The organism is Pseudomonas sp. DSP3-2-3 (assembly GCF_049898225.1).
Taxonomy (GTDB): Bacteria; Pseudomonadota; Gammaproteobacteria; order Pseudomonadales; family Pseudomonadaceae; genus Aquipseudomonas.
Genome location: NZ_JAFCXH010000022.1, coordinates 64,629 through 77,213 on the forward strand (window position 1 = coordinate 64,629; position 12,585 = coordinate 77,213).

The following is a 12,585-nucleotide window of genomic DNA, read 5'->3' on the forward strand; positions in this document are numbered from 1 at the left end:
CTGTTTGAGTCGCCCACGCGACCACATCCGGCATAAACACTCCGTCAAAGCACGTCCAGCCTGAACTCAGGCCACTTTGATTTCGTCGATACCGACGAGAGCAAATCAGGGTGCATGACGAGTATGCCTTGATGACCTTCGCAAGAAGTTCAGCCAAGGCAGCGTCCTTCTCGACCGCTGAGCGAAAACCGAAGCCGCAGGCCGAAGTCCAACTCGCAGCCCTCAGCTCGCAGCAGCAGCCGAATACAAAAATACCAAGCCCTGACTACCTGATCTAGATAGATACCACAGGTGGATTTGCTGGCAGCTACTCTTCCAGATAATGATGAGTCGGCACTGGTGCTCGATGGCGCATGTCTTTCAGGCATGATCTGCCAACCCGCCAACCGTCGCTGTATTCTGGATTCGCCACGATGTTCGCGGCGAAACGCTTGATGATGAGAATTCCATGGCCGGGCTTATTCCTCAGAGCTTCATTGACGACCTTCTGAACCGCACCGACATCGTCGATGTTGTCAGCTCACGTCTGCAATTGAAGAAAACCGGGAAGAACTACAGCGCCTGTTGCCCGTTCCACAAAGAAAAGACACCGTCGTTCAGCGTCAGCCCCGACAAGCAGTTCTATTACTGCTTCGGTTGCGGCGCGGGCGGCAATGCCCTCGGTTTCATCATGGATCACGACAACCTGGATTTCCCCCAGGCCGTCGAAGACCTTGCCAAAGCCGCCGGCATGGAAGTACCCCGCGAGCAGAGCGTCAAAGGCCAGAAACCCCGCCAACCGACCGACTCGCCGCTGTACCCGCTACTGACTGCCGCAGCGGAATTTTACCGACAGGCACTCAAGAGTCATCCGACCCGAAAGTCTGCGGTGGATTACCTCAAAGGCCGTGGCCTGTCTGGGGAGATCGCTCGGGACTTCAGCCTCGGCTTTGCCCCGCCCGGCTGGGACAACCTGCACAAGCATTTGGGCAGCGACACGCTCCAGCAAAAAGCCATGATCGACGCCGGCCTGCTGATTGAAAACGCGGAAACCGGCAAACGCTACGACCGGTTTCGTGATCGCGTGATGTTTCCGATCCGCGACAGTCGCGGGCGAGTCATTGCCTTTGGTGGCCGGGTATTGGGCGACGACAAGCCCAAGTACCTGAACTCACCGGAAACCCCGGTATTTCACAAAGGCCAGGAGCTTTACGGCCTGTTCGAAGCGCGCAAGCACAACCGCAGCCTCGACGAAATCATCGTGGTCGAAGGCTATATGGACGTCATCGCGCTGGCCCAGCAAGGCTTGCGCAATGCGGTCGCCACGCTGGGTACCGCCACCAGCGAAGAGCACTTGAAGCGCCTGTTCCGGGTCGTGCCGAATGTGCTGTTTTGCTTCGACGGCGACCAGGCTGGCCGCAACGCCGCATGGCGCGCCCTGGAAGCGACGCTTTCCAGCCTTCAGGATGGACGACGCGCCCGCTTCCTGTTTTTGCCCGAAGGCGAAGACCCGGACACCCTGGTGCGTTCCGAAGGCACCGATGCGTTCAAGGCGCGCATCAATCAACATGCGCAACCGCTGGCCGATTATTTTTTCGAGCAGCTGACCAAGGAAGCCGATCCGCGCTCGCTGGAAGGCAAGGCCCACATGGCCACACTTGCCGCGCCGCTGATCGACAAGGTGCCCGGAGCGAACCTCAAGACCCTGATGCGTCAGCGCCTGACGGAAATAACCGGGCTCAACAGCGAAGCCGTCAGTCAGCTGGTGCAGAACGCCCCCGCTGAAGCGCCACCCAGCTACGACCCGAACATCGATTATGACGCAATGCCCGACTATGCTGATTATCAGCAACCCGGCGGGTATGAAGGACAGCAGGACTGGACCGCGAAAAAAGGCGCTGGCCAGGGCCAGAAAAAGTGGGAAAAGAAGCCGTGGGACAAAAAAGGCAAGCGACCTGACTACGAACCACGTGTCCCGCGCACGCCGACCACCGTCGAACCACCAACGCTGACAGCTTTACGGACGTTACTGCATCATCCGGAGCTGGCAGCAAAGGTCGAAGATGCCAGTCATTTCGCGGCAGAAGATCACATTTATGCACAATTGTTGGTGGCTTTGCTTGAAGCTTTGCAAAAAAACCCCAACTTAAGATCACTGCAATTGATTGCACGCTGGCACGGCACTGAACAAGGTCGCCTGTTGCGAGCACTGGCAGAGAAGGAATGGCTGATCGAGGCCGATAACCTTGAACAGCAGTTTTTCGACACTATAACTAGTTTATCCGCCCGCCAACGCGAGCGTAGCCTGGAACATCTGATCAAGAAGGCACGTCAGACCGAGTTGAGCGCTGAAGAGAAAATTCAGCTGCGTGACCTGCTAATTCGTAATGTTCCTGCACAAACCCCGACCTCAACTGGCGCGTGAGGTCATAGCTCGGGTATAATCCTCGGCTTGTTTTTTGCCCGCCAAGACCTTCAGTGGATAGGGTGTTATGTCCGGAAAAGCGCAACAGCAGTCTCGTATCAAAGAGTTGATCACCCTGGGTCGTGAGCAGAAGTATCTGACTTACGCAGAGGTCAACGACCACCTGCCTGAGGATATTTCAGATCCCGAGCAGGTGGAAGACATCATCCGCATGATTAATGACATGGGGATCCCGGTACACGAGAGTGCCCCGGATGCGGACGCCCTGATGCTGGCCGATGCCGACACCGACGAAGCAGCCGCAGAAGAAGCGGCAGCAGCGTTGGCAGCGGTTGAAACCGACATTGGTCGCACCACTGATCCTGTGCGTATGTACATGCGTGAAATGGGTACGGTCGAACTTCTGACCCGTGAAGGCGAAATCGAAATCGCCAAGCGTATCGAAGAAGGTATCCGCGAAGTGATGGGCGCAATTGCGCACTTCCCTGGCACGGTCGACCATATTCTCTCCGAGTACACACGTGTCACGACCGAAGGCGGTCGCCTCTCTGACGTCCTGAGCGGTTACATCGACCCGGATGACGGCATTGCGCCGCCAGCCGAAGTGCCGCCGCCTGTCGACCCTAAAACAGCCAAGGCTGCTGAAGGTGACGAGGAAGAGGAAGAGAAGGACGACTCCACTGACGACGAAGAAGAAGTCGAAAGCGGTCCGGACCCGGTCATTGCTCAACAGCGTTTCGGTGCCGTTTCCGATCAGATGGAAGTCGCCCGCAAGGCCCTGAAAAAGCACGGTCGTGGCAACAAGCTGGCAATGGCCGAGCTGGTTGCACTGGCTGAGCTGTTCATGCCGATCAAACTGGTTCCGAAACAGTTTGAAGGCCTGGTCGAGCGTGTCCGCAGTGCACTTGAGCGCCTGCGTGCTCAGGAACGCGCCATCATGCAGCTATGTGTACGTGATGCACGTATGCCCCGCGCTGACTTCCTTCGCCAGTTCCCCGGCAACGAAGTTGACGAAAGCTGGAGCGATGCGCTGGCCAAAGGCAAAAGCAAATACGCTGAAGCCATTGGTCGCCTGCAACCTGACATTCAGCGTTGCCAGCAAAAGCTGACCGCTCTGGAAACAGAGACAGGCTTGAAGATTGCCGAAATCAAGGACATCAACCGTCGCATGTCGATCGGCGAGGCCAAGGCCCGTCGCGCGAAGAAAGAGATGGTTGAAGCGAACTTGCGTCTGGTTATCTCCATCGCCAAGAAGTACACCAACCGTGGCCTGCAATTCCTCGACTTGATCCAGGAAGGCAACATCGGCTTGATGAAAGCGGTAGACAAGTTCGAATACCGTCGTGGTTACAAGTTCTCGACTTATGCCACCTGGTGGATCCGTCAGGCGATCACTCGCTCGATTGCCGACCAGGCCCGTACCATTCGTATTCCGGTACACATGATCGAGACGATCAACAAACTCAACCGTATTTCCCGGCAGATGTTGCAGGAAATGGGTCGCGAACCGACCCCGGAAGAGTTGGGCGAACGCATGGAAATGCCTGAGGATAAAATCCGCAAGGTATTGAAAATCGCTAAAGAGCCGATCTCCATGGAAACCCCGATCGGTGACGACGAAGATTCGCACCTGGGTGACTTCATCGAAGACTCGACCATGCAGTCGCCAATCGATGTCGCTACCGTTGAAAGCTTGAAAGAAGCAACCCGCGAAGTGCTGTCGGGCCTTACCGCCCGGGAAGCCAAAGTCCTGCGTATGCGCTTCGGTATCGATATGAATACCGACCACACGCTGGAAGAGGTTGGCAAACAATTCGACGTAACCCGTGAGCGGATTCGTCAGATTGAAGCCAAGGCTCTGCGCAAGTTGCGTCACCCGACAAGAAGCGAGCATCTGCGCTCGTTCCTTGACGAATAAGCTTACAAGCTGACACCAAAACCCCCGGCCCTGCTGGGGGTTTTGCATTCTGGCTAATAAGTTTTACATCCCGTGTCACGCTTTTCTCAGTACAGCTACACTCGTCTCATGCTATCTGCCACCCTTGAGGCTGCCATGTCACGACTGCCGGCCATTATCTTTACCTATTTGATTGGCCTGCCGGTAGTTGCCAACGCACTGACCCTTTCAGACCCTGAACGTATCTGGTCCAGCGTTCGTCATGACCTCAACCTGGCCATCAACACACTCTCGCCCGTCCCGGAGTTTCAAAGATCAACGCTGCAATCACTGGCCCGTCACGATGACGAACTACTGGCCAGCGTCACCGCGCCCCAAAGCACAGTGGATCAGGCCGTTCGCCCAGGCAGAAGCCCGGAACGCCCTCGATTCTGGGAAAACTTTCTGCTCTACGGCTTGCCCGGCCTGCTGCTGTTGTCCACGGTGCTGGCGATTGTAGTTCGCACCAACCGCAGGCTCAGCTCGGAAATTTCCCGCCGGGTCGCTCTGGAACAGGAACTGCGCAGCAGCGAATATCACTATCGCGGCCTGGTCGAAAGCCTCTCGGCCATTGCCTGGGAAGCCAACGTCCGCGACTACACTTACAACTACGTTTCGCCTCAGGCCGAACGACTGCTGGGCTACCCTCTCGCCAGATGGATGGAACCCGGCTTCTGGCGCAGCATTGTTCACCCGGACGACCTGCCTCACACCGAACATCTTTGTGACAGGGAAACCCGTAACGGCAACGATCATAGCGTCGACTACCGAGTGTTCAGTGCCGACGGCCGAATGTTCTGGATTCGCGATATCGTCAGCCTGATCCGGCATGGACGCGAGCCTTTGATGCGCGGGTTGATGATCGATATCAGCGAGACCAAACAGACCGAAGAAGCCCTGCGCCTGTCCGAAGAAAAGTTTGCCTCGGTGTTCGCCCAATGCCCCGACATATTGGTGATCGCCCGCCTCAGCGACGGCTGCTTTCTGGAAGCCAACAAAGCGTTCGTCGAGCAAATCGGACTCAGCGCAGAGCAAGTTATCGGCAAAACCCCCACCGAACTCGATATCTGGGGTGTTCCCGGTATAGGTCCGGGACTGCTTGAGCGGCTGCGAAACGGCAGTATCCGCAACCTTGAAATGCCCTTTCGCCGCAAGAACGGCCAGACCTTTTCCGGACTGCTGTCTGCCGAACCTTTCGACCTGGACTCCACTCAGGCCGTGGTAGTCGTGGTGCGCGACATCACGCAGCTCAAGCAGGCCCAACAACAGCTGCAACTGTCGGAAGAGAAGTTCGCCAAGTCGTTTCACTCCTCGCCAGACGGCATGCTGATTACCCGCCAGAGCGACGGCTTGCTGGTTGAAGTCAACGAAGGCTTTACCCGGATCACCGGCTATGACGGCGCCACCGCAGTCGACCGCTCGACCATCACTATGGGAATCTGGGTGGATCTGCAAGAGCGCGAGCAACTGCTGAAGTTTTTGAACCGGGATGGCTATGTTCGCGATTTTCGCAGCCACATCAGGCGCAAGGACGGCCAGATCCGAGTCTGCGAGATCTCATCGCGCCCACTGCTGATTGCCGGCGAAGACTGCATGCTGACCATCGCCAGGGACATCACCGAGCGCCAACAGATGCAGGAAAAGTTACAACTGGCCGCCACGGTTTTCGAGAGCACCGCCGAAGGTGTGCTGATCACCGATACCCGCCAACGCATCAACGCCGTCAACCGGGCCTTCAGCGAAATCACCGGTTACAGCGAGCACGAAGCCATCGGCCAGACGCCCCGTCTGCTCGCGTCCGGACTGCACGACAGCGCCTTCTACGCGGCCATGTGGTATCAGCTCACCGCCGAAGGTCATTGGCAGGGAGAAATCAGCAATCGCCGCAAGAACGGAGAGATTTACCCAAGCTGGCTGACGATCAGCGCTGTACGAAACAGGGATCAGTTCATCACCCATTTCGTCGCGGTATTCGCGGATATTTCCAGCCTCAAGCACGCCCAGGCTCGACTCGATTATCAAGCGCACCACGACCCGCTGACCGGACTGCCCAATCGCACCCTTTTTGAAAGCCGTCTGCAGGCAGCGCTGATTCACAGCCTGGAATCCAACAGCCTCGGCGCAGTGCTGTTTCTTGATCTGGACCGCTTCAAACATATCAATGACAGCCTCGGCCACCCGGTGGGCGACTTGCTGCTCCAAGGCATCGCCCAGCGCCTCAAGGAACACCTGCGAGACATCGACACCGTGGCGCGCCTTGGCGGTGATGAATTCATCATCCTGCTGCCGGGGCTGCAAAACTCAAGTGACGCCGAAATCATCGCGACCAAATTACTGGTGTGCTTCACCGCTCCTTTCCAGGCCGGCGAACACGAGTTTTTCATCAGCGCCAGCATCGGCAGTTGTCTGTTCCCGACTGATGGCGAAGACGTCGCCACCGTCGTCAAAAACGCCGACGCCGCCATGTACCGCTCCAAAGCCAAGGGCCGCAATCGAGTAGAAAGCTACACCCGCGACCTGACCTCCCAGGCCAGCGAGCGCATCGCTCTGGAACATGAACTGCGCAGAGCCATCGAGCGCAACGAACTCAGCCTGAGCTTCCAACCCAAAGTCAGCCTGATCACCCACAAACTGGTGGGCGCCGAAGCCCTCCTGCGCTGGACCCATCCCACCTTTGGCGAGGTGCATCCCGAGCACTTCATCCCTTTGGCGGAAGAAAACGGCATGATCCTGCAGATCGGCGACTGGGTGCTTGAACAGGCTTGCCAGCAAATGTGCGAATGGAACAAAACCTACAAGCCGTTTGGCCCGCTGTCGGTGAACCTCGCAGGCGCCCAACTGCGACAACCCAACCTGCTGGCGCGGATCGAACAGCTGCTTTCGAAAAACCAGCTAAAACCCGGCTACCTGCAACTGGAAATCACCGAAAACTTCATCATGAGCCAGGCCGAAGAAGCCCTGACCGTCCTGCACAAACTGAAAAAACTCGGCGTACAACTCGCCATCGACGACTTCGGCACCGGCTATTCTTCGCTGAGCTACCTCAAACGCCTGCCGCTGGACATCCTGAAGATCGATCAATCCTTCATTCGCGGCCTGCCTGACGACCCACACGACGCCGCCATCGCCCGCGCCATCATCGCTTTGGGCCGCAGCATGCAACTGACCGTCATTGCCGAAGGCGTCGAGACAGTGGAACAACGGCAATTCCTCACCGACGAAGGCTGCGAACAGATCCAGGGCTACCTGATCAGCCCGCCTCTGCACCCTGACGAATTCAGCGCGCGGTTTCTTCTGATGAGTCTTTCAGACTTTTCGGATAGCACAGCCGCGAAACCGCCGTTATAATCCGCGGCCTACTGAGGGCCTATAGCTCAGTTGGTTAGAGCAGGGGACTCATAATCCCTTGGTCCACGGTTCGAGTCCGTGTGGGCCCACCATATAAATCAATGGCTTACGCCCTCCGGGTGTGAGCCATTTGTTTTTCTTTAAGTGAATTTTCCCCGTTCCTTCCCCGTTTCCAACTGCCCAGCGTCATGCAAATCGAGGTCAGAGTCGTTTTAAAGGCCTGCCATGCTGTGCATAGCAATTGCTTCATGGGGCCTCAAAGCACCTAATCCATCTGGATGAGGGGCTTACGGCTGGCCCTCAATGATCCTTATTCCCTTGACGTCGAAGTAGAAAACCATGTGCACTGCTTGGGCAGTACCATCCGGCTAGATAGAAAGCTAAGGACAGAAATTGCACTGAATCAACAGGGATAAGAGGCGAACACTTAGGGAAGCAAACAAGACTCTTCGGCAATATAGCTGCTCTGACGACTGGTGCCGTCAGAGCAATAATAAATATATCGGGGGGATCAAAACTTAATTGATATTTGCTTAGCAGTAGGACCTTTCATTGTAAACGCCAGAGTGAAAACAACATCCACATTAGACTTAAGGCCTTCGGAAGGTAAATTTACAAATCTATTTGCACTTGCAAAGATACTATCATTAAGCTCTACGCATTTTATAAAACAAAAGCTGACATGCTCTTGAGTAATATGGCCAGTGTAAAATTTTGGTTTCCCCTCGTTCCCGATAACATCTCCTTGAACATAATTTTTCTGACTAGGAGAAATTCTAGCAGTCTTCAAAAAGGCGTAGATCTCTTTGGCCTTGGCTCTGCTACCGTGTAAATACTGATGTCGAGCGTACCAAAATTGTGCATCATAATTAGAATCCGAAGGAGAAAAACTGCGTTTCAAATGATGATCAATTTCATCATTTTTGTTTTCGTCCTTTTGGCCAATTAGCAGCTTAGCTAACTCTAAATGCAGTGGTTTACTATTCGGATTCTGGAACACGCCATCTCTCAATATCTTCTCAGCATCCACTAATTCATTGCTTTGAAGGCGTTGCCGGGCGAGCCGAATGGAAACAAACTCACTTGAACTATGAGACTTATATGCCTCCTCCAAAATAGATTTAGCCTTATCATCATCATTTAGTTTGATGGCAAGTTTTTCTTGCCTAGTTTGTAGGTACTCATCACCGGGGAATTTTTGCAAGCCATTGTGAATTGTGGTTTCAATTCGCTTTACAAGTTCGAGAAATGCTCGCTTAGTTAACTCATCGTCGGGCTTTGAATTTATATCCCTCACCCTTTCTTCTAACTCATCGAGCTGGAGATCTGCAAGCCCATTCGCTGCTCTTGAGTCTTTTTGACCTAGCATGAGCCTTTCAAAGATTGTGCGCGCCTCGGCACGATACTTATCAACTTCCAAATCGCTTCTCGCTTCACGCGCAAGACGCTTATAAATCATCGCCTTGGTATGCGCGATCGCCTTATCTGCTCGATGTTCAGGCAATGCTTTTTCTGCCTGTAGAATCACGCTAAGGGCAGCTTTGGTATCACATCCTGGGTGATTCAATTCAAAAACCGCTTTTTGATGAAGGACGTAATGTGCAGAGGCTCCAGTCTGTTCGGCCACATCGTAAATTCTTCCTACTAGCGCTTTGTCACCAAATAGCTCTGCTAGTAATTTACCCTTTATAAGATGAGTAAAAGCTTCATTGTCAGCGCTGTATTCTAGGTTAAGGTGTTCCAACACTCGGACTATCTGAGCGGCCTTATCCTCAGAGGTGCGAAGCGCATGCTCGAACACAAACTTAGCTATAAGAGGGTGTCTGGCAACGTAAGCATAGTCACGAGACGCATGGTCAAGATACACCTTAACAACGTGCTCAAGCGGGCCGAAGAATCGCTTCCTAAAATCTTCAATCCCGATACCTGAAATTCGAGAAATTAGACCAACCCTAACCGGAACATTCAGCCGATTTAGAGTGCAAACATCCATGTATAGGATCTGTGCTTCCGCAGGTGTAATGTGCCTGTATTCGTCGAGAACGATTTCTTCAAAAGGTTTCCCCGCAGTAACCTCATGTAGTGCAACCAAAAGCTGACGATCAGACGTCAACAGAAAGTGCTCTCTGATTTTGTCCGCATTTTCCGCTTTGAAATTTCCTAAACAGTTATGCCTAGTAAGCTTCTCGATAAGCTCTGATATCTCGCGCTCTGAAAGAGTAGATATTTCATACTCAGACTTAACATATTGTTCAATATCGCTGGCGAATCTATTCCATTCGTTACTTCGGGCGCTAGTAATTATAGATATATCTGCTGGCTCGTACTCAAACGCTCGGTAGAGCTTCAACATTTCCGCAACATGAGCCACAGCATCATCGACGATTAGAATCAGTCTTTTGTCGCACTTCAATGCGAGCTCTTTTATCAAGGAGGGCCTGAGCATCGCACCGTCACGAAGTCTTACAACGGTACTGTCTAGCTCATTCGCGGCATACCACGCAACTCTTTTTAGTAATATCGTTTTCCCGCTGCCAGCGTATCCTTTTAGCAAAAAGGTGTTCACCCCCTTAAGATCGCTGTCGATCACCGCATCCATGATCATGGTATCGCCAACCCTTCGCTTGATATCCAGCTGCTGCTGGATACCGCCCCAATCAGTATCAAGCCCTTTGTAGAAATCTAAAGGCGCAACACCTTGGGTTGTCAGCCCAGGATAGATATGCTCAAGTTCCATACTAAGATATGTATTCAACTCCGAAGATATCTCAGCATCATTTTTCAAGTACTTAAAAATAGGGCTTTTATCTGATAGCTTCAGACTGGCAAGGATTCTCGTGCTGCGATCTATATGCTGGTCGATATAATTTAAAAACTCTTCCAAAGTAGCTCTGATAGGCGTAATGCGTCGGCCTGACCACATTTTCATATCGTACTTGCCTAAACCGGGGTCCACCAGAAGATAGGACGGCCTGTTTATACCCATATCATTTAGGTCAAATAGTATTTGCTGGATATTAGGATCACCCAGTTGGTATCCACAAAATATTATAGGGTGTTCAAGGCCGTACTCGGACAAATGCCCAAAAAGCCTCTTCCTCCCATTTTTATATTTTGCGTACTCTTCGCTGGCCAGAATTAAAGGAAGCTGAGCATCATTGATTGTGTTCAAACAGCCATGCAACTTGAAGTATGGCAATTCATTCAGACTGCCAATGACCTCACTAAAATTATCGCCATCCCTAATGATAGGGGAAATGTTCTGCTGCCTGCTTGGTGAAGAGGCGTATGCACGCTCTATGATCAAATCATAATTTGTCGTAAATATAGAGTGCCAGCGAAATGTAGGAATTATTTTGTGGAAATCGGCGGGTTGAAGCGGATGAAACAATTTTTTTATGTACTGCTGAACCTCTAACAGCCCCGCTTCATTTTTTGCATAATCTGCAACCTGGACTAAAGTTTTTTTCTTTTCGTCCCCCCCCAAGAACTGGTCGGATATTTTGTCCCTCAATCCCTCGCCTGACAGAGGTCGCTCACTACCTGGGCCAGAAGCACCAAAAGCTGCCCCAGCGCCTAAAAAAAGGATAGCTTTGCCTTTCGCAATTTTATCCAACATCCAGGCCCCGATCTGATCTTCCATTTTCTTAACTTCCCTTTGAGGTGCCGGACCTCTGAGGGTCCTGATGGCAGGATAATGCCTCTCCAGTCCCAGAGGTGTCGATGAAATTCAATTCGCCAGCATCGCATACTGAAATAGGAAATTAGGCCATCGATAGGCCGACTCCCGATACACTCATGCTCGGAACAGCTATTATTTTTACGCCCGGATCTCCGAGATCTCAGCCCTCAATGGTCCTCTCCCCCCTCTTACACCAACTTCAAGCGAATCCCGGGAACACCGCATGAGTACCGCGGCGTCCAGCGGACTGATGCGGTTGGATCGTTCATCCCCGCGATTAGCATATGCATCAGATCGCAGAGTTGACAGATGTCAGCGGCGTCGGCACTGCTGCGTAGCCATTAAATGCGCGTACCCTTTACCGAAGGCATGGTCAACGCTAGGATGCAATCACATCGCCACCACCGGAAAAGAAAATGGACGTCAAATCCCGCCTAATCAGCAAAATCAACGCCAAGGTCGCTGATGAGAAACAGGCGACTGCAGATCGTGAGCATGCTCTAAATTCCTTTCTGACCGAATGGAGCGAACTCACGACAAGCCTGACGAACCTCGCTAAAGAGATACCCGAGCTCAAGTCGAAGGTGCTCTCAGGAGCTGTGGACGGGACTCTGTTTCATGTGAAGAGCCTGTCGTTATCGATATTTGGCCATTCGATTGAGTTTGAAGCGTGTAAAGAAAACAACCGCTTTGGCGTCTCCGTGACAGGGCTCTGGTCCCGTCCCACATTCCTTGTTACCGACCGAATGAATCATTGGGTGGCACCAGCGCGTGCGGATGAGCAAATGGAATTGACAGAAGACAAGATTTTGGAGCGTCTTACAGACTTTGTAGACAAGCCAGCAGTGGACCAGGTTAAGCTCTGGGACTGAAGAGAGCCCTACGGTAACAGCTGCTACTTCTTATGGTAGGCCGCCGTTCCCTCTGAATGACGGCATCAAAGCCTAGGGGGCGGCTTTGATATATGCATCCGCCCCCTCAAACCGATTATTTAGTGTCCAGCAGCAAGAGATCTGTGCGTCCCGTTAGGTTGCGCCTTGATGCTTAGCAGCGCCTTTGACAGTTGTTAAAGCTGTTAACAAACATACCGTTAACAAAAAATGAACAACCTTTTGGTTTTCGAGGCTTCCAGCAGGATTAACGCGCTGGAGCTTTAACAGTTTTTTAACAAAAAAGCGTGAGAGGGGGAAAAAATCTCTACGTGCGGTCGGGGGC

The 12,585-nt window shown here is 52.9% G+C and carries 4 protein-coding genes, 1 tRNA gene and 1 pseudogene; 5 read left to right on the forward strand and 1 reads right to left on the reverse strand.

From position 1 onward, the window contains the following. The first annotated feature begins 448 nt into the window (after positions 1 to 448). From dnaG to ACP7E4_RS22235, 4 genes and pseudogenes are all read left to right on the forward strand, one after another. Entirely contained in the window at positions 449 to 2,404 is a 1,956-nt protein-coding gene (gene dnaG / locus ACP7E4_RS22220; protein ID WP_426117720.1) for a DNA primase, read from the forward strand. A 67-nt stretch (positions 2,405 to 2,471) separates the two neighbouring features. Next, positions 2,472 to 4,322: an RNA polymerase sigma factor RpoD gene (gene rpoD, locus ACP7E4_RS22225; protein ID WP_426117721.1), complete on the forward strand. Its 1,851-nt coding sequence runs from the start codon at positions 2,472 to 2,474 to the stop codon at positions 4,320 to 4,322. A 408-nt stretch (positions 4,323 to 4,730) separates the two neighbouring features. Further along, positions 4,731 to 7,688, forward strand: a pseudogene (locus ACP7E4_RS22230) (sensor domain-containing protein); the annotation flags it as partial. A gap of 15 nt (positions 7,689 to 7,703) precedes the next feature. Further along, positions 7,704 to 7,780 (forward strand) — tRNA-Ile (locus tag ACP7E4_RS22235). A gap of 419 nt (positions 7,781 to 8,199) precedes the next feature. Here ACP7E4_RS22235 and ACP7E4_RS22240 read toward each other — a convergent pair. Continuing rightward, complete coding sequence (locus ACP7E4_RS22240; protein WP_426117722.1) at positions 8,200 to 11,331, reverse strand: SIR2 family protein; 3,132 nt, start codon at positions 11,329 to 11,331, stop codon at positions 8,200 to 8,202. A 455-nt stretch (positions 11,332 to 11,786) separates the two neighbouring features. Between ACP7E4_RS22240 and ACP7E4_RS22245 the strand changes: the two genes are divergently transcribed. After that, positions 11,787 to 12,242 carry a hypothetical protein gene (locus tag ACP7E4_RS22245; RefSeq protein ID WP_426117723.1) on the forward strand — a complete coding sequence of 152 codons (456 nt, stop codon included), beginning with the start codon at positions 11,787 to 11,789 and terminating at the stop codon, positions 12,240 to 12,242. Positions 12,243 to 12,585 lie beyond the last annotated feature (343 nt).

Coding starts and splice junctions, on each gene's coding strand:
- ACP7E4_RS22245 (WP_426117723.1), top strand. CDS start 11,787: ATGGACGTCAAATCCCGCCTAATCAGCAAAATCAACGCCAAGGTCGCT.
- ACP7E4_RS22240 (WP_426117722.1), bottom strand. CDS start 11,331: ATGGAAGATCAGATCGGGGCCTGGATGTTGGATAAAATTGCGAAAGGC.
- rpoD (WP_426117721.1), top strand. CDS start 2,472: ATGTCCGGAAAAGCGCAACAGCAGTCTCGTATCAAAGAGTTGATCACC.
- dnaG (WP_426117720.1), top strand. CDS start 449: ATGGCCGGGCTTATTCCTCAGAGCTTCATTGACGACCTTCTGAACCGC.